The sequence below is a fragment of the Enterobacter sp. Res13-Sevr-PEC09-46 genome, assembly GCF_015672585.1.
Classification (GTDB): Bacteria; Pseudomonadota; Gammaproteobacteria; order Enterobacterales; family Enterobacteriaceae; genus Enterobacter; species Enterobacter hormaechei_C.
On record NZ_JADABR010000010.1, the window covers coordinates 58078 to 84456 of the forward strand.

The window sequence follows — 26379 nt, forward strand, 5'->3', positions numbered from 1 at the left end:
CCCTCTCCCCGTGGGAGAGGGCCGGGGTGAGGGCATCAGGCCCCCCCCCTTTTTTAACTCTCTTTCACCTGCCCCCGTAAAACCGGCACCGGTAACCACGCACGAATGCTCAAACCGCCCCGCTCGCTGGTGCCAATTTCCAGCAGTCCGTTATGGTTATCAACAATACGCTGCACAATCGCCAGGCCTAAGCCGGTTCCGCTGGTGCTGCGCGCGCTGTCGCCACGCACAAATGGCTGGAACAGGTGCTTACGCTGCTCAGGCTTAATGCCCGGGCCATCGTCTTCTACCTGGAACCAGGCGCGGTTGAGTTCCGTACCGCTGCTGACTTTGATCCAGCCGTTGCCGTAGCGCGCCGCGTTGACCACCATATTCGCCACCGCGCGTTTAATGGAGAGCGGGTGCATACGTACCTGAATCTCGCCTGCCTGAAGGTCGGTCGCAATTTCACGTTCGTAGCCGCTTTCGGCAGCAACCACTTCGCCCAGAACTGCGTTCAGATCCGCCATCTCCATCGGCATCTCCTGCCCGGTGCGCAGGTAGTCGATAAACTGCTCGATGATGGCGTTACACTCTTCGATATCCTTGTTGATGGACTCTGCAAGATAACCATCCTGCTCGCCCATCATCTCTGTTGCCAGCCGGATACGCGTCAGCGGGGTGCGAAGGTCATGGCTGACCCCCGCCATCAGCAGCGTACGGTCGTCCGCCAGCTGTTTAACGCCTGCCGCCATGTGGTTAAACGCACGCGTTACCGAGCGCACTTCCGATGCGCCATACTCACGCAGCGGCGGTGGGATAATACCTTTACCGACCTGCAATGCCGCATGCTCCAGGTCGACCAGCGGTCGGTTCTGGATACGAATAAACAGCCATGCGCCACCGATGGCCAGCAGCATGATCGCCAGGGTGTATCGGAACAGCGGCGAGAAGTCGCCCTGATGAATCTCGGTGAGCGGAACGCGCACCCAGATGTTGGGTGACAGCCAGGTTTTCAGCCAGACAACCGGCGAGCTTTTATTGACCTCAACGCGCACTTCCGTCGGGCCGCCAAGCTGCTGCGCCATCTGCTGGCTGAGGAATTCATAGTGCTGCGCCCAGCGCAGGCCGGCATCTTCCGCCGCTTCGTTCGAGTAGAGAGAAATGCCCAGCTCACGGTAGATTTCCCGACGGAAAGCCGGGGGAACAACCAACTGCGTGCCGTCCTCCAGTTGCAGTTTGTCGGTCATCAGCATACGCACTTCGTATGCCAGCACCTTATTAAACTGCTGAAGGCTCGGCAGGATTGCAAAGTTCAGCACCACCAGGTAGGTCGTCACCAGACTGACAAACAGCAGGGTGACGATCAATAACAGCGTGCGGGCAAACGAACTTCGCGGCGAGAAGCGCATTCGCCTCATGCTTTAGAGCCGTCCGGAACAAACACGTAGCCTAGACCCCACACGGTCTGAATATAACGAGGATGCGCCGGATCTTCTTCCACCATGCGGCGCAGACGAGAGATCTGCACGTCGATAGAACGCTCCATCGCGGAGTATTCACGACCACGCGCCAGGTTCATCAGCTTGTCACGGGAGAGCGGCTCACGCGGGTGACTGACCAGCGCTTTCAGCACCGCGAACTCGCCGCTGGTGAGCGGCATTGGCTCATCTTCACGGAACATTTCACGGGTGCCGAGGTTCAGCTTGAACTTACCGAATGCAATGACGGCCTCTTCCTGAGACGGCGCGCCCGGCAGCTCGTTCGCCTGACGACGCAGCACGGCGCGAATACGCGCCAGCAGTTCACGCGGGTTAAACGGCTTTGGAATGTAGTCATCAGCGCCAATCTCAAGGCCGACAATGCGGTCAACTTCTTCACCCTTCGCCGTCACCATGATGATCGGCATCGGGTTGCTCTGGCTGCGCAGACGGCGGCAAATAGAGAGCCCGTCTTCGCCAGGCAGCATCAGGTCCAACACCATCAGGTGGAAAGATTCACGCGTCAGCAGACGATCCATCTGTTCCGCGTTCGCGACGCTACGAACCTGGAAGCCCTGCTCGGTCAGATAACGTTCCAGCAGCGCACGCAGGCGCATGTCGTCATCTACGACCAGAATTTTGTAGTTCTCTTGCATTGTGTGTACTCCCAAAGGTTCGGATAAGCCTGGAACAGCGTATTCTAAAAAAGTGCACGGGTTCGACCAGCAAATTCTGGTATAAATTCTAGACGAAATTGTTACAAAGCATATTTAACAGCAGCTTATCTGTTCATTTCATCACATAAATCATTATTAATCTTGTCTGTTACACTGTGCGCTACGTATTGTGCGCAAAGACAGTTAACCGGCATTAAAGGCTGCACCATGAAAACGCCTCTGATCACCCGTGAAGGGTACGAGAAACTCAAAAAAGAGATGGATTACCTGTGGCGCGAAGAGCGTCCGGAAGTGACCAAAAAAGTCACCTGGGCAGCAAGCCTGGGCGACCGCAGCGAGAATGCGGACTACCAGTACAATAAAAAGCGGCTGCGCGAAATCGATCGCCGGGTACGCTACCTGACGAAGTGCCTCGAGAATCTCAAAATTGTCGATTATTCCCCGCAGCAGGAAGGTAAAGTCTTCTTCGGCGCGTGGGTCGAAATTGAAAACGACAGCGGCGACACCCTGCGTTTTCGTATCGTCGGCTACGATGAAATTTTCGGTCGTAAGGATTACATTTCTATCGACTCACCCATGGCCCGCGCCCTGCTGAAAAAAGAGGTAGGCGATTTAGCCGTTGTCCAGACGCCTGCGGGTGAAGCAAGCTGGTACGTCAACGAAATCGAGTATGTTAAATAGTCCGAGAGCGCCCTCCCCGGCTGGCATTTTTTGGTGTCAGCCCGTATAACTATCCCCCTGATTTTCGATCCACAAGATGAACTGACCATGATGAAAGAGTCGCTCTGCCGCATTATTGCGGGTGAACTCCAGGCCAGAGCCGAACAGGTAGAAGCTGCCGTTCGCCTGCTTGATGAAGGGAACACCGTGCCGTTTATTGCACGTTATCGTAAGGAAGTCACCGGCGGTCTGGATGACACGCAGCTGCGAAACCTGGAGACCCGTCTGGGCTATCTGCGCGAGCTGGAAGACCGACGTCAGGCGATCCTCAAATCTATCGGCGAGCAGGGCAAGCTGACCAGTGACCTGGAAAAAGCCATTAACGGTACCCTGAGTAAAACCGAGCTCGAAGACCTCTATCTGCCGTACAAACCGAAGCGCCGCACGCGCGGGCAGATTGCGATCGAAGCCGGCCTTGAGCCACTGGCCGATCTGCTGTGGAACGAACCGTCCCACGATCCGGAAACCGAAGCCGCCAAATTTATCGACGCCGATAAAGGCGTAGCAGACACCAAAGCCGCGCTAGACGGCGCTCGCTACATTCTGATGGAGCGCTTCGCCGAAGACGCGGCGCTGCTGGCCAAAGTGCGTGATTACCTGTGGAAGAACGCGCATATCGTCTCCACCGTGGTGTCCGGCAAAGAGGAAGAAGGCGCGAAATTCCGCGACTACTTCGATCACCACGAACCCATTTCTACCGCGCCGTCTCACCGCGCGCTGGCGATGTTCCGCGGCCGTAACGAAGGCGTGCTGCAACTCTCCCTGAATGCCGATCCACAGTTTGACGAGCCGCCAAAAGAGAGCCACTGCGAGCAGATCATTATCGACCATCTGGGCCTGCGCCTGAACAACGCCCCGGCGGACAGCTGGCGCAAAGGCGTGGTGAGCTGGACCTGGCGCATCAAGGTGCTGATGCACCTCGAAACCGAGCTGATGGGCACCGTGCGCGAGCGCGCCGAAGACGAAGCGATCAACGTCTTCGCCCGTAACCTGCACGACCTGCTGATGGCGGCGCCAGCTGGCCTGCGCGCCACCATGGGTCTCGATCCGGGTCTGCGTACCGGCGTGAAGGTGGCCGTGGTTGACGGCACCGGCAAGCTGGTTGCCACCGACACCATTTACCCGCACACCGGTCAGGCAGCGAAAGCGGCTGTCGTCGTCGCCGCGCTGTGCGAGAAGTACAACGTTGAGCTGGTTGCCATCGGTAACGGTACGGCGTCCCGAGAAACTGAACGTTTCTATCTCGACGTGCAGAAGCAGTTCCCGAAAGTGACGGCGCAGAAAGTGATCGTCAGTGAAGCGGGGGCATCTGTCTATTCCGCCTCGGAACTGGCAGCGCAGGAGTTCCCGGATCTGGACGTTTCCCTGCGCGGCGCGGTCTCTATCGCCCGTCGTTTGCAGGATCCGCTGGCGGAGCTGGTGAAGATTGACCCGAAATCCATCGGCGTGGGCCAGTATCAGCACGACGTGAGCCAGACGCAGCTGGCGCGTAAGCTGGATGCGGTAGTGGAAGACTGTGTTAACGCCGTCGGCGTGGACCTGAACACCGCTTCCGTTCCCCTGCTGACCCGCGTGGCGGGCCTGACCCGTATGATGGCGCAGAATATCGTCGCCTGGCGTGATGAGAACGGTCAGTTCCAGAACCGCCAGCAGCTGCTGAAGGTGAGCCGTCTGGGGCCGAAAGCATTTGAGCAGTGCGCGGGCTTCCTGCGCATCAACCACGGCGATAACCCGCTGGATGCCTCTACCGTTCACCCGGAAGCCTATCCGGTTGTCGAGCGTATCCTGGCCGCCACCCGGCAGGCGCTGAAAGACCTGATGGGCGACAGCAGCGCGCTGCGTAACCTGAAAGCGGTGGATTTCACCGACGAACAGTTCGGCGTGCCGACGGTCACCGACATCATCAAAGAGCTGGAAAAACCGGGCCGCGATCCGCGTCCTGAGTTTAAAACCGCGACCTTTGCTGAGGGCGTAGAAACCATGAACGACCTGCTGCCGGGCATGGTGCTGGAGGGGGCGGTAACCAACGTCACCAACTTTGGCGCGTTTGTGGATATCGGCGTGCATCAGGATGGTCTGGTGCATATCTCTTCCCTCGCCGACAAGTTCGTTGAAGATCCGCACACCGTGGTCAAAGCGGGCGACATCGTGAAGGTGAAAGTGCTCGAAGTGGATCTCCAGCGCAAGCGTATTGCCCTGACCATGCGTCTGGACGAGCAGCCGGGCGACACTAACGCGCGCCGTGGCGGTAATGGCGGTGGCCGTGAACAGCAGCGTCCGGCAGCGAAAGCCGCGAAGCCACGCGGACGTGACGCACAGCCGGCGGGCAACAGCGCGATGATGGATGCGCTGGCAGCGGCGATGGGTAAGAAACGCTAATGCTGTAAATGCCCGGTGGCGCGACGCTTACCGGGCCTACGGTTTTGTAGGCCGGGCAAACGCAGTGCCGCCCGGCAAGCAGGCCGCAGGGAATTAAAATAAATATGTTGTATCCATATTTAAACCACGAATTATCACCTCATTAACAAATAGCCCTCTTTTTATTTTCACCTCAATTTCGAAAATATTGAGCAAGGTCAAGCAGACCGCAAATTAATACGATTAACAACATCCCGTCACATTTTTATTATTGCTGATAAAAACTATTCTCATTATCATCGCAGTGTAGATTATTTAACCTATCGTGGAATCAGGCGCTATGCAATTCACTCCAGACAGTGCGTGGAAAATTATCGGTTTTACCCGTGAGATAAGCCCGGCCTATCGGCAGAAGCTCCTGTCACTGGGCATGCTACCCGGCTCATCATTCCAGGTTGTGCGCGTTGCGCCGTTGGGCGATCCAGTTCATATCGAAACCCGACGCGTTAATCTGGTTCTGCGTAAAAAAGATCTCGCATTAATTGAAATTGAATCTTTATCCCGTTAACAAGCCAGCGGTTTCAGTGAGTCTACTACAATGAAAAAATTAACTATTGGCTTAATTGGCAATCCTAATTCCGGCAAGACAACCTTATTTAATCAGTTAACTGGCGCACGCCAGCGTGTGGGAAATTGGGCAGGCGTGACGGTGGAACGCAAAGAAGGCCAGTTCACCACGACAGATAATCAGGTCACGCTGGTTGATTTACCGGGGACCTATTCCCTCACCACGATTTCATCCCAGACCTCTCTCGATGAGCAAATTGCCTGCCACTATATTCTGAGCGGCGACGCGGATCTGCTTATCAACGTGGTGGATGCCTCTAACCTCGAACGAAATCTGTATCTCACGTTACAGCTGCTGGAGCTGGGTATTCCCTGCATCGTGGCGCTTAACATGCTCGACATCGCGGAGAAGCAAAAGCTGCGCATCGACGTCGATGCCCTCTCCGCCCGTCTGGGCTGCCCGGTGGTTCCGCTGGTTTCTACCCGCGCGCGCGGCATTGACGCCCTGAAGCTGGCGATTGACCGCCACACGGGCAATGCCGACGTCGAACTGGTGCACTATGCCCAGCCGCTGCTGCGCGAAGCCGGGCAGCTGGCGCAGGAGATGGACAACAGCATGCCCGCCAGACAACGTCTGTGGCTTGGCCTGCAAATGCTGGAAGGCGATATCTACAGCCGCGCCTACGCAGGCGATGCGGCGGATAAGCTGGACGTCGCACAGGCTCGCCTGAGCGACGAGCTGGATGACCCGGCCCTGCACATTGCGGATGCGCGCTATCAGGCCATTGCCGCTATCTGTGACGTGGTCAGCAATGCATTAACCGCTGAACCCAGCCGCTTCACCGCCGCCGTGGATAAAATTGTGCTCAACCGCTTCCTCGGTTTGCCGATCTTTTTACTGGTGATGTATGTGATGTTCCTGCTCGCCATTAACATCGGCGGTGCATTACAACCTATCTTTGATGGCGGCTCTGTCGCTATCTTCGTGCACGGTATTCAGTGGCTGGGCTACACCCTCCACTTCCCGGAATGGTTGACCATCTTCCTTGCGCAGGGGATCGGCGGCGGGATCAACACCGTCCTGCCGCTGGTGCCGCAGATCGGCATGATGTACCTGTTCCTCTCCTTCCTTGAGGATTCCGGTTACATGGCGCGCGCCGCCTTCGTGATGGACCGCCTGATGCAGGCGCTGGGGCTGCCGGGCAAATCCTTCGTGCCGCTGATTGTCGGCTTTGGCTGTAACGTGCCGTCAGTCATGGGCGCGCGTACGCTGGACGCCCCGCGCGAACGCCTGATGACCATCATGATGGCGCCGTTCATGTCCTGCGGCGCGCGGCTGGCGATCTTCGCGGTCTTTGCCGCGGCGTTCTTTGGTCAGGAAGGAGCGCTGGCCGTCTTCTCCCTGTATGTGCTGGGTATCGTGATGGCTATTCTCACCGGCCTGATGCTGAAGCACACCATCATGCGTGGCGAAGCGTCGCCGTTCGTGATGGAACTGCCGGTTTATCACGTTCCGCATCTGAAAAGCCTGATTATTCAGACATGGCAGCGCCTGAAGGGCTTCGTTCTGCGCGCCGGTAAGGTGATTGTGGTGGTCAGCATTTTCCTGAGCGCCCTGAACAGCTTCACTCTGAGCGGCCAGGCCGCGGACAACATTAATGACTCTGCCCTGGCCTCCGTCAGCCGGATCATTACGCCGGTCTTCAAACCGATTGGCGTTCAGGAAGACAACTGGCAGGCAACCGTGGGCCTGTTCACCGGCGCGATGGCAAAAGAGGTGGTTGTCGGCACCCTGAACACGCTTTACACCGCGGAAAACATCCAGGAAGAGGAGTTTAATCCGGCAGCGTTCAACCTCGGCGATGAACTGCTTGGCGCGGTGGAAGAGACCTGGCAGAGCCTGAAAGACACCTTCAGCCTGAGCGTACTGGCGAACCCGATTGAAGCCAGCAAAGGCGACGGCGAAATGGCGACCGGAGCAATGGGCGTGATGGGCCAGAAATTTGGCAGCGCGTCGGCGGCCTACAGCTACCTGATCTTCGTCCTGCTCTATATTCCGTGCATCTCGGTCATGGGCGCCATTGCCCGTGAGTCCAGCCGCGGCTGGATGGGCTTCTCCATCCTGTGGGGGCTGAACATTGCCTACTCGCTGGCGACCGTGTTTTATCAGGCCGTCAATTACAGCCAGCATCCGCGCTACAGCCTGGTCTGTATCCTCGCGGTGATCCTGTTTAACGTAATGGTGATTGGCCTGCTGCGCCGGGCGCGTAGCCGCGTTGACGTTAACCTGCTGGCAACGCGCAAAACCCCGACGACCTGCTGTAGCAGCCCTGCGGGCGACTGTCACTGAGGGGAAGAAAGATGGCATCGTTGATTCAGATTCGTGACTTACTGGCGTTACAGGGACGAATGGAGGCGAAGCAGCTTAGCCTCAGCCTGCATACGCCGCAGCCGATGATCGATGCCATGCTGGAAAGGCTGGAGGCGATGGGGAAAGCCGTGCGCATCCAGGAAGAGCCGGACGGTTGTCTGTCCGGCAGTTGTAAGAGTTGTCCTGAAGGTAAAGCCTGTCTCAGGGAGTGGTGGACGCTTCGCTGATAAAACCGGACAGCGCCGAACAAAACTCAGCAGGATGAGAGATGAACGGCGCATGTGCCGCTTTGGCAACCACCATTGATTTACTCTCCGGCCACAGCGCATCCAGCAGCGGAACCACCTTGCGCGGAACCAGTCCATCCAGATAGCCATAAATACGCAGATGCGGCACCGTTAACGACGCCAGCGGCTCGCGCAGATCGACCGTTTTCAGGATTTCCAGCCCTCCGTTCAGCACCTCAACCTCCGGCATCGGCAGAGAAAGCACCGTCTGCTTCAGCGTCCGCGCATCCTGACGGGCGGTTTCTGTTCCCATCGTCTGTAATGCCAGGAAACGCTCCACCGTCCGCTGGAAGTCTTCGCTCAGCTGATGCTGGAACCCGGCCAGCACCTCAGGTTTGATGCCCGGCCACGCCTCGCGGGCGCTGAAACAGGGTGATGAGGCAACGGTGATCAGCGCCTGGACCCGCTCAGGATGGCGCAGCGCAATCTGGCTTGCCACCAGCCCCCCCAGGCTCCAGCCGAGCCAGACGGCTTTTTGCGGCGCCGCTTCCAGAACCTGCTCCGCCATGTCGTCGAGCGTCATCGCGCCGTAGCCGTGGCTGCGGCCATAGCCCGGTAGATCCACCAGGTGTACCGTGAATTGCGAGGCCAGTTCCTCACTTATGCAACGCCACACTTCGGCGTTCAGTCCCCATCCGTGCAGCAGCACAAGATGACAATTTCCCGTCCCAACGGTCTGCCACCACAGCGTCTTCATCAGTTAACGTTCTCTTTTTTCACATGGAGGTTGCGTATGCTAACAGTGCCCGGCTTGTGCTGGCTATGCCGAATGCCACTTGCGATGAGCGCGTGGGGCGTCTGTTCCGTTTGCACGCGAGCGCTGGGTTACCTGAAGGGCTGTCCGCAATGCGGCTTGCCTGCCGTAAGCCAGACGCTCCCCTGCGGCCGTTGCCTGAAAAAAGCGCCGCCGTGGAGCGCGCTGGTGGCGGTGGATGATTACGTTTTGCCGCTGAGTCGTCTGGTTCATCAGTTTAAGTTTTCCAGCCAGACTGCACTGGCGCAGCCCCTGGCACGCCTGTTGTTACTGGCGGTATTACAGGCGCGAAGAACGCGCGGGCTGCCGCCGGTCGACACGCTTGTGAACGTGCCACTGTTTCAGCGTCGGCACTGGCGGCGGGGATACAATCAGAGCGACCTGCTGTGCCGTCCGCTCGCCCACTGGCTGGGTTGCCGGTACCCAGCCTCTGCGCTGAAACGTACTCATGCCACTGCCGTTCAGCACCGGCTCAACGCCCGGTCGCGCAAAAGGAACCTGAAAAACGCCTTTCGCCTTGAATTGCCGGTCAACGGCCTCCATATCGCGATTGTGGATGATGTCGTCACCACGGGCAGTACCGTGGCTGAACTTTCCCGACTGCTTTTGCAAAGCGGCGCCGCGTCAGTTCAGGTATGGTGTCTGTGCCGTACCTTGTAGCCCTTCTTCAATGGGCGTATGATTATACCCAGGTAATTTAGTCAACTATTAGGCCAAAGCTATGATCCGTATTTCCGATTCTGCACAAGCGCACTTTGCCAAACTGCTGGCAAATCAGGAAGAAGGGACGCAGATCCGCGTGTTTGTGATCAATCCAGGCACTCCGAATGCAGAATGTGGTGTCTCTTATTGTCCTCCGGATGCTGTGGAAGCAACTGACACTGCCCTTAAATTTGAACAGCTCACCGCGTACGTTGATGAGCTGAGCGCGCCGTATCTTGAAGATGCGGAGATTGATTTCGTCACTGACCAGCTGGGTTCTCAGCTGACGCTGAAGGCGCCAAACGCGAAGATGCGTAAAGTCTCTGACGATGCCCCGCTGATGGAGCGTGTGGAATATCTGCTGCAATCGCAGATCAACCCGCAGCTGGCCGGCCACGGGGGACGTGTTTCCCTGATGGAAATCACCGAAGATGGTCTGGCGATCCTGCAATTCGGCGGCGGCTGTAACGGCTGCTCCATGGTTGATGTAACCCTGAAAGAAGGGATCGAGAAGCAGCTGCTGAACGAATTCCCGGAACTGAAAGGCGTGCGCGATCTGACCGAGCACCAGCGCGGCGAGCACTCTTACTACTGATTCAGTACCCGTCTGTATTGCCCGGTGGCGCTGCGCTTACCGGGCCTACTTTTTCTTGCCTCCCCCTCTGTATGTTGACCTGCGTCTCATAATTTAAATTTTACCTGCCTGGGTGATTCTCAATCACATCATGTTACCCGTATCATTCTCGTGGGCACTCAACACCCTTATAACAGCCGACTAAACTTAACGTTTTCGCAGGCATCAGTATGAGTGCCGTTAACACTCTGTTCCCAGTTGGGACAACCGGAATTTGTCGTTGAAACAATGACGTTACCCATAACAATTCAAAGGCCAGGTCAATCATGCCATTAGTCATCGTCGCTATCGGTGTTGTGTTATTACTGCTCTTGATGATCCGCTTCAAAATGAACGGATTTATCGCTCTGGTTCTGGTGGCACTTGCAGTCGGTCTGATGCAGGGAATGCCGCTGGTTAAAGTTATCAGCTCCATTAAAGCCGGTGTCGGCGGTACGCTCGGCAGCCTGGCGCTGATCATGGGCTTCGGCGCCATGCTCGGTAAAATGCTCGCGGACTGCGGTGGCGCACAGCGTATTGCCACAACGCTGATCGACAAATTTGGTAAGAAGAACATTCAATGGGCGGTGGTGTTAACCGGTTTTACCGTCGGTTTCGCGCTGTTCTATGAAGTGGGCTTCGTGCTGATGCTGCCGCTGGTGTTCACCATCGCCGCTGCCGCCAACATCCCGCTGCTGTTCGTGGGTGTGCCGATGGCTGCGGCGCTGTCCGTCACCCACGGTTTCCTGCCGCCGCACCCGGGCCCAACGGCTATCGCCACCATCTTCCATGCCGATATGGGTAAAACCCTGCTGTTCGGTACGATTCTGGCGATCCCGACGGTGATTCTGGCAGGCCCGGTGTATGCGCGCTTCCTGAAAGGCATTGATAAGCCTATCCCGGAAGGGCTGTACAGCGCCAAAACCTTTACTGAAGAAGAGATGCCAGGCTTTGGCGTCAGCGTCTGGACCTCACTGGTACCGGTGATCCTGATGGCGATGCGTGCCATAGCAGAGATGGTTCTGCCGAAAGGTCACGCGTTCCTGTCCGTTGCGGAGTTCCTGGGCGACCCGGTGATGGCGACGCTGATTGCGGTCCTGATCGCCATGTTCACCTTCGGTCTTAACCGTGGCCGTTCCATGGATCAGATCAACGACACGCTGACTTCTTCCATCAAAATCATTGCCATGATGCTGCTGATCATCGGCGGTGGCGGCGCGTTCAAGCAGGTGCTGGTCGACAGCGGCGTGGATAAATACATCGCGGCCATGATGCATGAAACCAACGTATCGCCTCTTCTGATGGCCTGGTCTATTGCCGCGGTGCTGCGTATCGCGCTGGGCTCTGCGACAGTTGCGGCAATTACCGCGGGCGGTATCGTTGCCCCGCTGATTGCGACCACGGGCGTAAGCCCTGAGCTGATGGTTATTGCGGTCGGTTCCGGTAGCGTGATTTTCTCCCACGTGAACGATCCGGGCTTCTGGCTGTTCAAGGAGTACTTCAACCTGACCATCGGTGAAACCATCAAGTCCTGGTCCGCGCTGGAAACCATTATTTCGGTGTGCGGTCTGGTCGGGGTGCTGCTGTTGAATATGGTGGTTTGATGTATTAAGTCGGGTGGCGGCTATGCCTTACCCGACCTACTTAATGCACGTAGGCCCGGTAAGCGTTAGCGCCACCGGGCAATAAAAAACCCGCCACTGGCGGGTTTTTTATCATTTCTTCGCGGCTGCTTTTCGCCGTTTATCCAAATCCTTAATCAACCTGTTCACCCCGTCATCGGCGAACATCGCTTCAAGCGTTGTGGACAGCTTGCGGCGCCAGTTTTTGTACTGATAGCTGGTGCCGGGGATGTTTACCGGCTCCGCCATATCAATCCAGTCTTCCGGTTGCAGACCGAGCAACGCGCTGTTGCTGTCGGCAATATAGCGCTGTAAGCCACGGTTAAGCGTTGGCGTCATCGACATCAGCGACGCCTTATGCCCGGCGCGCTTCGGCAGACAGCCATGCTTATGCAGCGCATCCAGCAGCCCCTGCTTCGCCAGCTCGCGATCCTGATACAGCCCACGCAGAACCTCTTCATCCGGGTAGAGACCCAGCGTTTTGCCGAGCGTCAGGTCGCCGCTTTCCCAGTAGCCTCTGAGCGTAGGAAGATCATGCGTCGTCGCGACTGCCATTGACTGTTCAGGGTACGCTTTCGGCGCGCGGAAGGTTTTCTCATGGTCGTTTTCAAAATAGAGCACTTTGTAGGAGTAAACCCCGCTGTCGCGAAGCTTGCTGACAATTTCCACCGGCACGGTACCGAGATCTTCGCCAATCACCATGCACTGATGACGTTTACTCTCCAGCGCGAGGATTGAGAGCAGATCGTCCACCGGATACTGCACGTACGCCCCGTGGTCAGCCGTTTCACCGTACGGGATCCACCACAGGCGCAGCACGGACATCACGTGGTCGATACGCAACGCGCCGCAGTTCTGCATGTTAGCGCGCAGCAGGTCGATAAACGGCTCGTAGGCACGCGCCGCCATCACGTGCGGATCCATCGGCGGTAAGCCCCAGTTCTGACCAAGCGGGCCAAGAATATCCGGCGGCGCACCCACAGAAGCTTTCAGGCAATAAAGTTCACGGTCACACCAGGTTTCCGCCCCGCCTTCCGCCACGCCGACAGCCAGATCGCGATACAGCCCGATCGGCATGTTATAGCCCTGGCTCACCTGCCAGCAGGCGGCAAACTGGCTGTACGCCAGCCACTGCAACCAGAGATAGAAATCCACCTCGTCGGCATGCGTCTCACAGAATGCCTTCACTTCCGGGGTATCAACGGACTGATAGGCTTCCGGCCACACCGGCCAGCCCCAGCGCATCTCGTCCTCCTGAACCTGATACACATGCAGCGCATCAAACGCTGCCTGCCAGTAAAGGCTCTCGCCTTCCTGCATCACAAACTGGCGGAAGGCTGCCATCTGCTCGTCGTCACGCTTCGCAAAGCCCTTCCAGGCCAGACGCAGAGCCGCCATTTTCAGCGCGGTAACGGAGGCGTAATCAACCCAGTCCGCATCGCGGGCCTGTTTCAGCAGCTGTTGCGTGGTCTCAAGCTTCCACCACGCCTGCGCCTCTTTGCTGTTTTTGAAATCGTCTAACGCGTTAACGTCGATGTAAATCACGTTCAGCCAGCGACGGGAAGACGGGCTGTACGGGCTGGCGCTTTCCGGATTCGCCGGATAGAGGGCGTGGATCGGGTTGAGGCCGATGAACGCGCCGCCGCGCTCACCAACAGATGCCAGCATCTTTTTCAGGTCGCCAAAATCACCAATGCCCCAGTTGCTGTCCGAACGCAGGGTATAGAGCTGCACGCAGGCGCCCCACAGCTTTTTGCCTTCACGCAGCGCCTGCGGCTCATAGCAGCGCTTTGGCGCCACAATCACCCGACAGTGAAAACGCTGGTCGTCCCGGGTGAGCGTAAGCGTGTGGTAGCCCTCCGGCAGCTTCGCCGGAAGGTTAAGGGTTTTGCCGCCGGTGGCATGGCCTTTGTGCTGATGCCCCTCTTCGGTGGTGAGCAGCCAACTGAACTCGCCGCGCCCTTCCACCGCCAGCGGCATCTTTTTGCCTGCGGTAAAGACCTTGACGTTCGGCACCGGCGCACCCGACGCTTTCGCGTCGGTTTTGTGCATGGCATCCAGCAAACGTCTTTTGGTGTCCGCACCAATAGACTGCGGTTTGCCGTGCGCATTGATGTAACTGAGGCTAATTCCCGCCGCCTGCGCGGCACTGTCCAGACGTTTACTCTCCATCGCGCTTCCTTAGCGTTTTGCCTGCCAGATACGAGCCTGATAATCACGGATTGAGCGGTCAGAGCTGAACATACCGCAGCGCGCGGTGTTCAGGATACACGCGCGGGTCCAGGCATCCTGGTCGCGATACAGCACGTCGACCTGCTTCTGCGCTTCAACGTAAGCAGAGAAGTCAGCCATCACCAGGTACGGGTCGCCGCCCTGTTTGTCCATGCTGTGCAGCATCTGGTCAAACGCGTGCTTGTCGCCGTCACTGTACTTCCCGCTTTCCAGCTCTTTGAGCACCGCATCCAGCACTTTATCTTTTTTACGCCATTTCACCGGGTCGTACCCTTTGGCTTTGATGGCTTTCACTTCTTCAACAGTATGGCCGAAGATAAAGATGTTCTCTTCGCCGACCTTCTCGGCGATTTCGACGTTCGCACCGTCCAGCGTGCCGACGGTCAGCGCGCCGTTCAGGGCCAGCTTCATGTTGCCGGTACCGGACGCTTCTTTACCGGCGGTAGAGATCTGCTCGGAAATATCCGCCGCCGGGATCAGCATTTCAGCCGCAGAAACGCAGTAGTCCGGCAGGAACACCACCTTCAGCTTGTCGCCCACTTTCGGATCGCTGTTGATCGCCGCCGCCACTTTATTAATGGCAAGGATAATGTTTTTCGCCAGGTAGTAGCCCGGCGCCGCTTTCGCACCGAACAGGAACACGCGCGGGACGCGGTCGGCCTGCGGGTTCTCGCGGATCTCTTTGTACAGCGCCAGAATGTGCAGCAGGTTCAGGTGCTGACGTTTGTACTCGTGCAGTCGTTTGATCTGGATATCGAAAATCGCATTCGGGTTGATCTCAATTCCGGTGCGCATTTTCACAAACTCGGCCAGACGAACCTTGTTCTCCAGCTTAATGGCGCGGTACTGCTCGCGGAACTTCGCGTTGTCGGCCTGTTTTTCCAGGTTGATGAGCTGGTCCAGGTCGTTGGCCCACTCTTTCTTCAGGGTCTTGTCCAGCAGGCCGGCCAGCAGCGGGTTGCACTGCTTAATCCAGCGACGCGGCGTGATGCCGTTGGTCACGTTATGGAATTTGGTCGGCCACAGCTGGTGGTATTCCGGGAAGAGATCTTTCACCACCAGATCCGAGTGCAGCGCGGCCACGCCGTTCACCGCAAAGCCGCTGACCACGCACATGTTCGCCATGCGCACCTGCTTGTCGTGCACAACGGCCAGCTTCGCCCAGACGGCCTTATCGCCCGGCCAGGTTTTCTCCACCAGCGTTTTGAACTGGTCGTTAATCTTGTTGATGATCTGCATATGGCGCGGCAGCAGCGTTTTCACCAGCTTCTCATCCCAGCACTCGAGCGCTTCCGGCATCAGGGTGTGGTTGGTGTAGGCGAAGGTGCGGCTGGTAATGGCCCAGGCGTCGTCCCAGCTCAGCTGATGCTCGTCGATCAGCACGCGCAGCAGCTCCGGGATCGCAATGGTCGGATGCGTGTCGTTAAGCTGAATAACTTCGAAGTCCGGCAGCTGAGCCAGCTTGCGGCCCGCCAGGTGGTGGCGACGCAGAATATCCGCCACGGAGCAGGCGCACTGGAAGTACTGCTGCATCAGACGCAGCTTTTTACCCGCCAGATGATTATCGTTCGGGTAGAGGACTTTGGTCAGCTTCTCGGCGTCGATCCCCTGCTGCTCGGCGCGCAGGAAATCACCGTCGTTGAATTTGGTCAGGTTAAACGGATGCGCGTGCTTCGCCTGCCACAGGCGCAGCGGCTGCGCCACGCCGTTACGGTAGCCGAGTACCGGCAGGTCCCAGGCTTCACCGGTAATGGTGAACGCCGGTTCCCAGAGTCCCTGCTTCGTGACTTTCCCGCCAATCCCGACCTGCACATCCAGCTGCGCGTTGTGGCGGAACCACGGATAGGTATTGCGGTGCCAGTCGTCTGGCGCTTCCATCTGATGGCCGTCGGCAAATGACTGACGGAACAGGCCGTACTGATAGTTCAGGCCATAGCCAATCGCCGACTGGCCCACGGTTGCCATGGAATCCAGGAAACAGGCTGCCAGACGTCCCAGACCGCCGTTACCCAGCGCCGGATCAATCTCTTCTTCCAGCAGATCGGTCAGGTTGATGTCGTGTTCTTTCAGCACGTCACCGACCTCCTGATACCAGCCAAGGTTCAGCAGATTGTTACCCGTCAGACGGCCAATCAGGAACTCCATTGAAATGTAGTTGACGTGACGCTGGCCTTTCACGGGCTTCGTCACAGGCTGAGCGTCCAGCTGCTCTGCGAGCGCCCCGCTCACCGCCTGCCACCACTGGTGAGGCGTCATTTCGTTTGCAGCATGAAGGCCAAAACGCTGCCACTGACGTGTCAGGGCAGCCTGAAATTGAGCTTTGTTGAAAGTAGGCTGTGACATAGGGAATCGGCATCCTGTAGAGAGTAAAAACATTTAACGCTAGTGTGCCTGGCTCATTGCGCCTCTTCCTCCTCCTGTCGGGGATTAGACAGGGAGGAGTAGCGGGGATGAGCATAAAAGTGTGATCGAGGCCACTGTGTGAGTGTGCGCTTCGCTGAAAAAGCGATCCCGGAAGAGCGTCAAAGAAATGAAATGCAGTTTCGGAGGAAATTAATCATCGCTGAAATGATTACTTACGTAGAATAATATTTCCGCGCGTCGCGATTATTCAGCACCCCTATTAAGCCGATGCAACTTTCCCCGAAGTTAATTAACTTCAGCGTCATTATCTCTTTCTGAAACCAGTTTCAGCGCAACCGCGACTTATGCACACAAGCCAGAAGCAGCGCGGCATCCAGCCATTTACGGAAAGTTCCATCAGTGATGAGAATGTTTTGTGACAGAGTGCAAATTCAGAGCCTCCAAACCCAGACATAACTTGCAATAGTTCCTCTATTGGCCGAACTTATAGATATTAATTACGAAGCGCAAAAAAAATAAATTCTCTCGTTCCCCACAGTGAAGTGAAAACTATGTTGATTCCGTCCAAATTAAGTCGCCCGGTTCGTCTTGACCATACTGTGGTCCGCGAGCGCCTGCTGGCTAAACTTTCCGGTGCGCATAATTTCCGACTGGCGCTGGTTACGAGTCCTGCGGGTTATGGAAAAACAACGCTCATTTCGCAATGGGCGGCAGGTAAAAGCGATCTTGGCTGGTACTCCCTGGATGAAGGGGATAACCAGCAGGAGCGTTTTGCCAGCTATTTAATTGCCGCGATTCAGCAGGCAACCAACGGACACTGCGTCACCAGCGAGGTGATGGTGCAAAAGCGCCAGTACGCCAGCCTGTCCTCTCTTTTCTCCCAGCTGTTTATCGAGCTGGCCGAATGGCATCGCCCGCTGTATGTGGTGATTGATGATTATCATCTGATCACCAACCCGGTTATTCACGAGTCCATGCGTTTCTTCCTGCGCCATCAGCCGGAAAACCTGACGCTGGTTGTCCTGTCGCGTAACCTTCCGCAGTTGGGCATTGCCAACCTGCGCGTGCGCGATCAGCTGCTGGAAATCGGCAGTCAGCAGCTGGCCTTTACCCATCAGGAAGCGAAGCAGTTCTTTGACTGCCGCCTGACGTCTCCGATTGAGGCGTCGGAAAGCAGCCGCCTGTGCGATGACGTTGCCGGCTGGGCCACGGCGCTTCAGCTGATTGCCCTCTCCGCGCGGCAAAACAACAGCCCGACGCATCAGTCCGCGCGCCGCCTGGCGGGCATCAACGCCAGCCACCTGTCGGATTATCTGGTGGATGAGGTACTCGACAGCGTTGACCTCTCCACCCGCCATTTCCTGCTGAAAAGCTCCCTGCTGCGTTCCATGAACGATGCGCTGATTGTACGCGTCACCGGCATTGAAAACGGGCAGCTTCAGCTCGAAGAGATTGAACGTCAGGGTCTGTTCCTGACGCGCATGGACGATCCCGGCGAATGGTTTAGCTACCATCCGCTGTTTGGCAGCTTCCTGCGCCAGCGTTGCCAGTGGGAACTGGCCGCAGAGCTGCCTGACATTCACCGCGCCGCCGCCGAAAGCTGGATGGCGCAAGGTTTCCCGAGCGAGGCTATCCACCATGCGCTGGCCGCCGGGGATGCCGGTATGCTGCGCGATATTCTGCTCAACCACGCGTGGGGACTGTTCAACCACAGTGAACTGACGCTGCTGGAAGAGTCGTTAAAAGCGCTGCCGTGGGAAAGCCTGCTGGAAAATCCGCGTCTGGTGCTGCTCCAGGCCTGGCTGATGCAGAGCCAGCATCGCTACAGCGAAGTGAACACCCTGCTGGCGCGCGCCGAGCAGGAGATGGAAAGCGAGATGGATACCACCCTGCATGGCGAATTTAACGCCCTGCGTGCGCAGGTGGCGATTAACGACGGTGACCCTGAGGAAGCCGAACGGCTGGCGATGGTCGCGCTGGATGAGCTGCCGCTGGCGAATTTTTACAGCCGTATTGTGGCCACCTCGGTACACGGCGAAGTGCTGCACTGTAAGGGCGATCTCACGCGTTCGCTTTCACTCATGCAGCAAACCGAACAGATGGCGCGCCGCCACGATGTCTGGCATTACGCCCTCTGGAGCCTGATCCAGCAAAGCGAGATTTTATTTGCTCAGGGATTCCTGCAAGCCGCCTGGGAAAATCAGGAGAAAGCGTTCCAGCTGATCCGTGAACAACATCTGGAACAGCTGCCGATGCACGAGTTCCTGTTGCGTATTCGCGCTCAGCTGCTGTGGGCATGGTCGCGTCTGGATGAAGCAGAAAGCTGTGCCCGCCAGGGTCTGAATGTTCTTTCAAGCTTCCAGCCGCAGCAGCAGCTCCAGTGTCTGGCTCTGCTGGTGCAGTGCTCGCTGGCGCGCGGCGACCTGGATAATGCCCGCAACCATCTTAACCGCCTGGAAAACCTGCTCGGCAACGGGCAGTACCATAGCGACTGGGTATCCAACGCCGATAAGGTCCGGGTGATTTACTGGCAGATGACCGGCGATAAAAAGTCCGCCGCCAACTGGCTGCGTCATACGCCTAAACCGGAATTCGCCAATAACCACTTCCTGCAAAGCCAGTGGCGCAACATCGCTCGCGTGCAGATCCTGCTGGGTGACTTTGAGCCTGCCGAGATTGTGCTGGAAGAGTTAAACGAAAACGCCCGCAGCCTGCGCCTGATGAGCGATTTAAACCGCAACCTGCTGCTGTTAAACCAGCTTTACTGGCAGGCGGGCCGTAAAAACGATGCCCAGCGCGTACTGCTGGAAGCGTTACAGCTGGCGAACCGCACCGGGTTTATCAGCCACTTTGTGATTGAGGGTGAAGTGATGGCCCAGCAGCTGCGCCAGCTGATTCAGCTCAACACGCTGCCAGAACTCGATCAGCATCGCGCCCAGCGCATTCTGCGCGAGATTAACCAGCACCACCGCCACAAGTTTGCGCACTTCGATGAGAACTTTGTTGAACGTCTGCTGAACCATCCGGAAGTGCCGGAGCTTATCCGCACCAGCCCGCTCACCCAGCGTGAATGGCAGGTGCTGGGGCTGATCTATTCCGGCTACAGCAACGAGCAGATTGCCGGTGAGCTGGCGGTGGCGGCGACCACCATCAAAACGCACATTCGCAATCTGTATCAGAAGCTGGGCGTAGCGCACCGACAGGATGCGGTGCAGCATGCGCAGCAGCTGTTGAAGATGATGGGATATGGAGTGTAGATCCTCTGCGGTCTGATGCCCTCACCCCGGCCCTCTCCCACAGGGAGAGGGAGAACGGCTTTTCAACACAACTCTAACTGCACATTATTATCTTTAATCACCTGCATGACGCCCGCCGGCGGCATCACGTCGGTGTAGACCGCATTCACCATGCTGATGCTGCCCATGTTCACCATCGCATTACGACCAAACTTGGAGTGATCCACCACCAGCATTACATGGCGTGAGTTCTCAATGATCGCGCGCTTGGTGCGCACCTCGTGGTAATCAAACTCCAGCAGCGAGCCGTCGGTGTCGATGCCGCTGATCCCCAGAATGCCGAAGTCGAGGCGGAACTGAGAGATAAAATCGAGCGTCGCTTCGCCGATAATGCCCCCGTCGCGGCTGCGCAGTTCGCCGCCCGCGAGGATGATGCGGAAATCGTCTTTCTGCATCAACGTGTTGGCCACGTTCAGGTTGTTGGTCACCACGCGCAGGTTCTCGTGGTTCAGCAGCGCATGGGCGACCGCTTCCGGGGTGGTGCCGATATCAATAAACAGCGTCGCGCCGTTCGGGATCTGGCTCGCCACTTTACGGGCGATACGCTCTTTCTCTGCCGTTTGCGTCGCCTTACGGTCATGCCATGAGGTGTTCACCGAGCTGGACGGCAGTGCGGCGCCGCCGTGGTGACGCAAAATACGGTTCTGATCGGCCAGGTCGTTGAGGTCACGACGGATGGTTTGCGGGCTGACGGCAAACTGCTCCACCAGCTCTTCAGTACTGACGTATCCCTGTTTTTTTACCAGTTCGATAATGGCGTCATGACGTTGTGTTTGTTTCATCAAATGTCCCTGGGAATTATGTTCGTTTTCGCGCATGGAGCGTATCGGCCAGCGCCATCGCCAGCCCGACCGCCAGGCCGGTAACGTGCGCACCATTGGCGATAGACATACCAAACAGATCAAACCATCCGGCAATAAGCCATATTAACGCAAAGGTTATTAATCCACGTTGTAAATAGATGCCACTATCCGGGTCGCGCTCGCCTCTGAGCCAGGCGTAACCCATCAGGGCGTACACCACGCCGGATAACCCGCCAAACCATGGACCGCTGAATTTGTGCTGCACGTAGCCGCTTAACAGGGCGCTGATAAGGGTGATCACAATCAGCTTGCCGCTGCCGAGCCGCTTCTCCACCGCCCCGCCGAGATACCACCACCACAGCAGGTTAAAGAGGATATGCATCACCGAGAAGTGCATCAGCGCATGCGTGAAGTAGCGCCAGACGTCAAATTGCAGGGAGGGATCGTACGGCCATGCGAGGGCAATCATCACGCTCTGGTCGCCCACCACGCTCATAATAATGAAGACGATGATGCAGGCTGCCATCAAAAGCAGCGTAAACGGTCCTGCGCGCTCGCGCAGGGTGGCGAGAAACGGAAAACGTTGATAGTGCAGGCCACTGCCGGTCTGGCCGGATTGCCAGCTTGCCGCCAGATAACGCGGGTCGCCCGGGTTTTCCAGAAAACGCGCAAGCTCGTCGTTCACGCGGCCGGCCTGGCTTTCGTCTGCCAGCCAGACATCCGTCTGTGTATGCTGCTGAATAGTCAGGATAATGCCCTGCGTCGCCATATAGTCGACAAACGCCTGGGCGACGCGCGGGTTGCTAAAAGAGGTGATCATCAACATGGGCAGCGGTCGCTTATTTCCACACAAAAGGGGACAGTATAGCGGGATCAGCGCTCAAACGCGTATTCAACTTCTGCCGGGAAATGACGATGCCAGGCATCGAAGCCGCCATCGACGCTGTACACCGCGTCGTAACCCTGCTGGAGCAGATACTGCGCCGCGCCTTTACTGCTGTTGCCGTGATAGCACATCACCATCACCGGGGTATCGAAGTCGTTATCGCGCATAAACGCGCCCAGCGTGTCGTTGGTGAGATGGAACGCGCCCGGCGTGTGGCCCATCGCAAAGCTCTGCGGATCGCGGATATCCACCAGCACCGCTTGTCCCTGGTGCATCTTCTGATGGGCTTCTTCTACGTTAATACATTCAAACTGATCCATGGTTTTCTCATCTTATATTCAGGTGTGGTGCGGTTTTCCCCTCACCCTACCCTCTCCCGGAGGGAGAGGGAAACGGATCACCCTCTCCCCGTGGGAGAGGGCTGGGGTGAGGGCATCAGACCGCACTATTTTACCCCGTAGTGTACGTCCTGGCGGCGGGTAAACGCCATTATGTTATCCATATCACTCTAAATTGTTTTTTTGATGTTACCAAAAGCGCGTTCCTTTGCTATTATGAGCGATATCGAACATTTTTGAGCTTTAACGAAAGTGCATGAGGGTGTTATGGAAACCAAAGATCTGATTGTGATAGGCGGTGGCATCAACGGTGCCGGTATTGCGGTTGATGCCGCAGGACGCGGTTTATCCGTGCTGATGCTGGAAGCTAACGATCTCGCCTGCGCGACGTCGTCCGCCAGCTCCAAGCTGATCCACGGTGGCCTGCGCTACCTGGAACACTACGAATTCCGCCTGGTCAGCGAAGCGCTGGCTGAACGCGAAGTACTGCTGAAAATGGCTCCGCATCTGGCGATCCCGATGCGTTTCCGTCTGCCTCATCGCCCGCATCTGCGTCCGGCGTGGATGATCCGCATTGGTCTGTTTATGTACGATCATCTGGGTAAACGCACCAGCCTGCCGGGTTCGACAGGTTTGCGTTTTGGCTCAGAGTCGGTTCTTAAACCTGAAATCGTGCGCGGTTTCGAATATTCCGACTGCTGGGTGGACGATGCGCGTCTGGTGCTGGCTAACGCGCAGATGGTCGAGAAGAAAGGCGGCGAGGTGAAAACCCGTACCCGCGCGACCGCCGCACGCCGCGAAAACGGCCTGTGGATTGTGGAAGCGGAAGACGTGGATACCGGTGAGAAGTTTAGCTGGAAAGCGCGCGGCCTGGTGAACGCCACCGGCCCGTGGGTAAAACAGTTCTTCGATGACGGTATGCACCTGCCTTCTCCGTACGGCATCCGCCTGATCAAGGGCAGCCACATTGTGGTGCCGCGCGTGCATACCCAGAAACAGGCTTATATCCTGCAAAATGAAGACAAGCGCATTGTGTTTGTGATCCCGTGGATGGACGAGTTCTCCATCATCGGCACCACCGACGTGGAGTACAAGGGCGATCCGAAAAACGTTGAGATCGACGAGAGTGAAGTCAGCTACCTGTTGAAAGTGTACAACGCGCACTTTAAGAAACAGCTGGCGCGCGATGACGTGGTCTGGACCTACTCCGGCGTGCGTCCGCTGTGTGATGACGAGTCTGACTCACCGCAGGCCATCACCCGTGACTATACGCTTGATATTCATGACGTGGACGGTCAGGCGCCCCTGCTGTCGGTATTTGGCGGTAAGCTCACCACCTACCGTAAACTGGCGGAGCACGCGCTGGAGAAACTGGCGCCGTATTACAAAGGCATCGGCCCGGCGTGGACGAAAGGCGCCGTGCTGCCTGGCGGCGATATCGGCGATAACCGCGACGATTACGCCGCGAAGCTGCGTCGCCGCTTCCCGTTCATTACCGAAGGAATGGCGCGCCACTATGCCCGCACCTACGGCAGCAACACCGAACTGTTCCTCGGCGAGGCGAAAGAGATTGCCGATCTGGGCGAGCATTTTGGCCATGAGCTGTACGAAGCGGAACTGCGCTACCTGGTGGAACACGAGTGGGTGCGCCGTCTGGACGATGCTATCTGGCGTCGTACTAAAGAAGGGATGTGGCTGAATGCCGAGCAGCAGTCTCGCGTGGCACAATGGTTGCAGCAGCATGCGGGAAAGCGTGAATTGTCGTTGGCGTCGTAATTGAAAAAAAGCCGGGTGGCGGCTCCGCCTTACCCGGCCTACTCGATCCCGTAGGCCCGGTAAGCGCAGCGCCACCGGGCTTTGTTTTTACAACCGCACCGGATCAATATGCCAGATATTCTCGGCATACTCTTTGATAGTCCTGTCCGACGAGAAGTATCCCATGTTGGCGATGTTATGCATCGCGGCGCTGGTCCACTTCTCCTGCTGACGGTACAGTTCGTCCACCTTATCCTGACAATCCACGTAGCTGCGGTAATCCGCCAGCACCTGATAGTGATCGCCAAAGTTAATCAGCGAGTCCACCAGATCGCGATAGCGTCCGGGCTCCTCAGGGTTAAACACGCCGGTGGCGATTTGCGTCAGCACCTGGCGTAACTCGTCATCCTCTTCATAATACTCACGCGGCGAGTAGCCCTGCTTGCGCAGCGCCTCCACCTCTTCCGCCGTATTCCCGAAAATAAAGATATTCTCCGCGCCCACATGCTCCAGCATTTCGACATTTGCGCCGTCCAGCGTGCCGATAGTCAGCGCGCCGTTCAGGGCAAACTTCATATTACTGGTGCCGGATGCTTCCGTCCCCGCCGTGGAAATCTGCTCAGAGAGATCCGCCGCCGGAATAATCAGCTGCGCCAGGCTTACGCTGTAGTTCGGGATAAACACGACCTTCAGCTTATCGCCAATGTCCGGATCGTGATTCACCACCTTCGCCACATCGTTGATGAGATGAATGATGTGCTTCGCCATGTAGTACGCGGACGCCGCCTTACCGGCAAAGATTTTCACGCGCGGCACCCACTCCGCCGTCGGGTCAGCCTTAATGCGGTTGTAGTGGGTAATAACGTGCAGGACATTCATCAGCTGACGCTTGTACTCGTGGATACGTTTGATCTGCACGTCGAACAGCGCTTTCGGGTTCGCCACCACGTTCAGATGCATCGCCAGCCAGACCGCCAGACGCTTCTTGTTCAGCAGCTTGGCTTCCCGTACCGCTTTATTCACCGTCGGGAAATCAATGTGCTGCTCCAGCTCGCTCAGCTGGCTCAAATCGGTGCGCCAGGTGCGGCCAATGTTCTCATCCAGAACGTCGGAGAGCGGCTGGTTCGCCAGCGCCAGCCAGCGGCGCGGGGTGACGCCGTTGGTCACGTTGCAGAAACGCGTCGGGAAGATCTTCGCAAAGTCCGCAAACAGGGACTGCACCATCAGGTTCGAGTGCAGCTCTGACACGCCGTTCACCTTGTGGCTGATCACCACCGCCAGCCAGGCCATGCGTACGCGACGCCCGTTGGATTCATCAATGATCGAGGCGCGGCTCAGCAGACCGGTATCGTTCGGGTACTGCTCCTGCAAGGTCTTGAGGAAATAGTCGTTGATCTCGAAGATGATTTGCAGATGGCGTGGCAGAATTTTGCCGAGCATATCCACCGGCCACGTCTCCAGCGCTTCACTCATCAGCGTATGGTTGGTGTACGAGAACACCTGGCAGGTTACTTCAAACGCGTCATCCCAGCTGAACTTATGCTCGTCAATCAGCAGGCGCATCAGCTCAGGGATCGACAGCACCGGATGGGTATCGTTGAGGTGAATGGCGGTTTTTTCCGCCAGATTCGCATAGGTTTTGTGCAGCTGATAGTGACGGCTAAGGATATCCTGAATCGTTGCCGAGACGAGGAAATACTCCTGACGCAGGCGCAGCTCGCGGCCTGAGTAGGTCGAGTCATCCGGATACAGGACGCGTGACACATTCTCGGAGTGGTTTTTATCTTCCACCGCCGCGAAGTAGTCACCCTGGTTGAATTTACCCAGGTTGATCTCGCTACTGGCCTGCGCGTTCCACAGGCGCAGCGTATTGGTCGCATCGGTGTCGTAGCCGGGGATGATCTGGTCATAGGCCACGGCGAGGATCTCCTCGGTTTCCACCCAGCGGGATTTTTTCCCTTCCTGCTGAATACGCCCGCCAAAACGCACCTTGTAGCGCGTGTTGTGGCGCTTGAACTCCCACGGGTTACCGTACTCCAGCCAGTAGTCTGGAGACTCTTTCTGACGACCATCCACGATGTTCTGCTTGAACATACCGTAGTCGTAGCGAATACCGTAGCCGCGCCCCGGCAGCGCCAGCGTCGCCAGTGAATCGAGGAAACAGGCGGCAAGACGCCCGAGACCACCGTTACCCAGCCCCGGGTCGTTCTCTTCGTCAATCAGCTCTTCTAAATCCAGCCCCATCTCTTCCAGTGCGTTTTTGACGTCGTCATAAATCCCGAGCGATAACAGCGCATTGGAGAGGGTGCGACCAATCAGAAACTCCATCGACAGGTAATACACCTGTCGCGTCTCCTGCGAAAGCTGGGCGCGGTTGGAGCGCAGCCAGCGTTCGACCATACGGTCACGCACTGCAAACAGCGTGGCGTTCAGCCACTCATGTTTGTTGGCAATAACGGGATCTTTCCCAATGGTAAACATCAGCTTATAGGCGATGGAGTGTTTCAACGCCTCAACGCTGAGCGTGGGGGAAGAGTAGCTAAATGGAGCATTCATATCAGTAACTTCGCCTCG

The 26379-nt window shown here is 57.2% G+C and carries 19 protein-coding genes; 10 read left to right on the forward strand and 9 right to left on the reverse strand.

Going from position 1 to position 26379, the window contains the following annotated elements; translation table 11 throughout:
- Window positions 1–53: 53 nt before the first annotated feature.
- Both envZ and ompR read right to left on the reverse strand, forming a co-directional pair.
- Entirely contained in the window at window positions 54–1400 is a 1347-nt protein-coding gene (gene envZ / locus IMQ56_RS05780) for a two-component system sensor histidine kinase EnvZ (protein ID WP_003861615.1), read from the reverse strand.
- Complete coding sequence (gene ompR, locus IMQ56_RS05785) at window positions 1397–2116, reverse strand: two-component system response regulator OmpR (RefSeq protein WP_001157751.1); 720 nt, start codon at window positions 2114–2116, stop codon at window positions 1397–1399. Before ompR ends, envZ begins: the two co-directional genes overlap by 4 nt.
- Window positions 2117–2344: 228 nt before the next feature.
- Here ompR and greB point away from each other — a divergent pair, with 228 nt between their 5' ends.
- From greB to feoC, 5 genes are all read left to right on the forward strand, one after another.
- A complete protein-coding gene (gene greB, locus IMQ56_RS05790) occupies window positions 2345–2818 on the forward strand; it encodes a transcription elongation factor GreB (RefSeq protein WP_017384149.1) in 474 nt (157 codons plus the stop codon).
- An 87-nt stretch (window positions 2819–2905) separates the two neighbouring features.
- A complete protein-coding gene (locus IMQ56_RS05795; protein ID WP_015571440.1) occupies window positions 2906–5236 on the forward strand; it encodes a Tex family protein in 2331 nt (776 codons plus the stop codon).
- Between the two features lie 319 nt (window positions 5237–5555).
- Window positions 5556–5783 carry a ferrous iron transporter A gene (feoA, locus tag IMQ56_RS05800; protein WP_015571441.1) on the forward strand — a complete coding sequence of 76 codons (228 nt, stop codon included), beginning with the start codon at window positions 5556–5558 and terminating at the stop codon, window positions 5781–5783.
- Between the two features lie 30 nt (window positions 5784–5813).
- Window positions 5814–8132: a Fe(2+) transporter permease subunit FeoB gene (feoB, locus tag IMQ56_RS05805; RefSeq protein WP_015571442.1), complete on the forward strand. Its 2319-nt coding sequence runs from the start codon at window positions 5814–5816 to the stop codon at window positions 8130–8132.
- Between the two features lie 11 nt (window positions 8133–8143).
- A complete protein-coding gene (gene feoC / locus IMQ56_RS05810; RefSeq protein WP_039269603.1) occupies window positions 8144–8380 on the forward strand; it encodes a [Fe-S]-dependent transcriptional repressor FeoC in 237 nt (78 codons plus the stop codon).
- On the opposite strand, the gene bioH is transcribed toward feoC, so the two are convergent.
- Entirely contained in the window at window positions 8355–9137 is a 783-nt protein-coding gene (bioH, locus tag IMQ56_RS05815) for a pimeloyl-ACP methyl ester esterase BioH (protein WP_017693858.1), read from the reverse strand. The two genes, feoC and bioH, sit on opposite strands and share 26 nt — an antisense overlap.
- 36 nt (window positions 9138–9173) lie before the next feature.
- On the opposite strand from bioH, the gene gntX reads away from it, so the two are divergent.
- The 3 genes from gntX (at window position 9174) to gntT (ending at window position 12113) form a co-directional block, all read left to right on the forward strand.
- Window positions 9174–9854 (forward strand): DNA utilization protein GntX, encoded by a 681-nt coding sequence (gene gntX, locus IMQ56_RS05820; RefSeq protein ID WP_017384146.1) that lies wholly within the window; start codon window positions 9174–9176, stop codon window positions 9852–9854.
- 61 nt (window positions 9855–9915) lie between these two features.
- Window positions 9916–10491: a Fe-S biogenesis protein NfuA gene (gene nfuA / locus IMQ56_RS05825; RefSeq protein WP_003861601.1), complete on the forward strand. Its 576-nt coding sequence runs from the start codon at window positions 9916–9918 to the stop codon at window positions 10489–10491.
- 305 nt (window positions 10492–10796) lie between these two features.
- Window positions 10797–12113 (forward strand): gluconate transporter, encoded by a 1317-nt coding sequence (gene gntT, locus IMQ56_RS05830; protein ID WP_017384145.1) that lies wholly within the window; start codon window positions 10797–10799, stop codon window positions 12111–12113.
- 111 nt (window positions 12114–12224) lie between these two features.
- Here gntT and malQ read toward each other — a convergent pair whose 3' ends face one another.
- Window positions 12225–14303, reverse strand: a complete 2079-nt coding sequence (gene malQ / locus IMQ56_RS05835) for a 4-alpha-glucanotransferase (RefSeq protein WP_196063588.1) — start codon at window positions 14301–14303, stop codon at window positions 12225–12227.
- 9 nt (window positions 14304–14312) lie between these two features.
- Entirely contained in the window at window positions 14313–16706 is a 2394-nt protein-coding gene (gene malP, locus IMQ56_RS05840) for a maltodextrin phosphorylase (RefSeq protein ID WP_015571448.1), read from the reverse strand.
- A gap of 572 nt (window positions 16707–17278) precedes the next feature.
- Here malP and malT point away from each other — a divergent pair.
- A complete protein-coding gene (gene malT / locus IMQ56_RS05845) occupies window positions 17279–19984 on the forward strand; it encodes an HTH-type transcriptional regulator MalT (protein ID WP_015571449.1) in 2706 nt (901 codons plus the stop codon).
- Between the two features lie 62 nt (window positions 19985–20046).
- On the opposite strand, the gene IMQ56_RS05850 is transcribed toward malT, so the two are convergent.
- The 3 genes from IMQ56_RS05850 to glpE are packed head-to-tail and all read right to left on the reverse strand — an operon-like array spanning window position 20047 to window position 22032.
- On the reverse strand, window positions 20047–20805 hold the full coding sequence (locus tag IMQ56_RS05850; protein ID WP_032655365.1) for a DeoR/GlpR family transcriptional regulator: 759 nt from the start codon (window positions 20803–20805) through the stop codon (window positions 20047–20049).
- A gap of 16 nt (window positions 20806–20821) precedes the next feature.
- Window positions 20822–21652: a rhomboid family intramembrane serine protease GlpG gene (glpG, locus tag IMQ56_RS05855; RefSeq protein ID WP_015571451.1), complete on the reverse strand. Its 831-nt coding sequence runs from the start codon at window positions 21650–21652 to the stop codon at window positions 20822–20824.
- Window positions 21653–21699: 47 nt separating this feature from the next.
- Window positions 21700–22032: a thiosulfate sulfurtransferase GlpE gene (gene glpE / locus IMQ56_RS05860; protein WP_015571452.1), complete on the reverse strand. Its 333-nt coding sequence runs from the start codon at window positions 22030–22032 to the stop codon at window positions 21700–21702.
- 285 nt (window positions 22033–22317) lie between these two features.
- Here glpE and glpD point away from each other — a divergent pair, with 285 nt between their 5' ends.
- On the forward strand, window positions 22318–23826 hold the full coding sequence (gene glpD / locus IMQ56_RS05865; protein WP_015571453.1) for a glycerol-3-phosphate dehydrogenase: 1509 nt from the start codon (window positions 22318–22320) through the stop codon (window positions 23824–23826).
- An 87-nt stretch (window positions 23827–23913) separates the two neighbouring features.
- Here the strand turns inward: glpD and glgP are convergent, their stop codons facing one another.
- Window positions 23914–26361, reverse strand: coding sequence for a glycogen phosphorylase (gene glgP, locus IMQ56_RS05870; protein WP_015571454.1), 2448 nt, complete (start codon window positions 26359–26361; stop codon window positions 23914–23916).
- Between the last annotated feature and the right edge of the window lie 18 nt (window positions 26362–26379).

Coding starts and splice junctions, on each gene's coding strand:
- envZ (WP_003861615.1), bottom strand. CDS start 1,400: ATGAGGCGAATGCGCTTCTCGCCGCGAAGTTCGTTTGCCCGCACGCTG.
- ompR (WP_001157751.1), bottom strand. CDS start 2,116: ATGCAAGAGAACTACAAAATTCTGGTCGTAGATGACGACATGCGCCTG.
- greB (WP_017384149.1), top strand. CDS start 2,345: ATGAAAACGCCTCTGATCACCCGTGAAGGGTACGAGAAACTCAAAAAA.
- IMQ56_RS05795 (WP_015571440.1), top strand. CDS start 2,906: ATGATGAAAGAGTCGCTCTGCCGCATTATTGCGGGTGAACTCCAGGCC.
- feoA (WP_015571441.1), top strand. CDS start 5,556: ATGCAATTCACTCCAGACAGTGCGTGGAAAATTATCGGTTTTACCCGT.
- feoB (WP_015571442.1), top strand. CDS start 5,814: ATGAAAAAATTAACTATTGGCTTAATTGGCAATCCTAATTCCGGCAAG.
- feoC (WP_039269603.1), top strand. CDS start 8,144: ATGGCATCGTTGATTCAGATTCGTGACTTACTGGCGTTACAGGGACGA.
- bioH (WP_017693858.1), bottom strand. CDS start 9,137: ATGAAGACGCTGTGGTGGCAGACCGTTGGGACGGGAAATTGTCATCTT.
- gntX (WP_017384146.1), top strand. CDS start 9,174: ATGCTAACAGTGCCCGGCTTGTGCTGGCTATGCCGAATGCCACTTGCG.
- nfuA (WP_003861601.1), top strand. CDS start 9,916: ATGATCCGTATTTCCGATTCTGCACAAGCGCACTTTGCCAAACTGCTG.
- gntT (WP_017384145.1), top strand. CDS start 10,797: ATGCCATTAGTCATCGTCGCTATCGGTGTTGTGTTATTACTGCTCTTG.
- malQ (WP_196063588.1), bottom strand. CDS start 14,303: ATGGAGAGTAAACGTCTGGACAGTGCCGCGCAGGCGGCGGGAATTAGC.
- malP (WP_015571448.1), bottom strand. CDS start 16,706: ATGTCACAGCCTACTTTCAACAAAGCTCAATTTCAGGCTGCCCTGACA.
- malT (WP_015571449.1), top strand. CDS start 17,279: ATGTTGATTCCGTCCAAATTAAGTCGCCCGGTTCGTCTTGACCATACT.
- IMQ56_RS05850 (WP_032655365.1), bottom strand. CDS start 20,805: ATGAAACAAACACAACGTCATGACGCCATTATCGAACTGGTAAAAAAA.
- glpG (WP_015571451.1), bottom strand. CDS start 21,652: ATGTTGATGATCACCTCTTTTAGCAACCCGCGCGTCGCCCAGGCGTTT.
- glpE (WP_015571452.1), bottom strand. CDS start 22,032: ATGGATCAGTTTGAATGTATTAACGTAGAAGAAGCCCATCAGAAGATG.
- glpD (WP_015571453.1), top strand. CDS start 22,318: ATGGAAACCAAAGATCTGATTGTGATAGGCGGTGGCATCAACGGTGCC.
- glgP (WP_015571454.1), bottom strand. CDS start 26,361: ATGAATGCTCCATTTAGCTACTCTTCCCCCACGCTCAGCGTTGAGGCG.